General features: G+C 67.0%; 1 protein-coding gene. It reads left to right on the top strand.

Annotated features, from left to right (window positions below):
• A partial coding sequence (locus MXD59_RS26055; protein WP_283097527.1) for a beta-ketoacyl synthase N-terminal-like domain-containing protein occupies positions 1 to 352 on the top strand: 352 nt, incomplete at both ends.

Genomic DNA, 352 nt, shown 5'->3' with positions numbered 1-352 from the left:
CGTCGGGCCGGGTGTCCTATGTCTTTGGTTTCGAAGGTCCGGCGGTCACCGTCGACACCGCCTGCTCCTCATCCCTGGTAGCCGTTCACCTGGCCGTGCAGTCCCTGCGTTCCGGGGAATCCACCCTGGCACTGGCCAGTGGTGCCAGCACCATGGCCACCCCCGGAATGTTCATCGAGTTCTCCCGGCAGCGCGGCCTTTCCGCGGATGGACGTTGCCGTTCCTTCTCCGCCGACGCCGACGGCACCGGCTGGTCAGAAGGAGTCACCGTCCTCGTGCTGGAACGCCTCAGCGACGCCCAGCGCCTCGGCCATTCCATCCACGCCGTCATCCGCGGCACCGCCATCAACCA

The organism is Frankia umida (assembly GCF_023242945.1).
GTDB classification, from domain to species: Bacteria; Actinomycetota; Actinomycetes; order Frankiales; family Frankiaceae; genus Frankia; species Frankia umida.
This window is presented reverse-complemented; position numbering and strand designations above follow the sequence as displayed.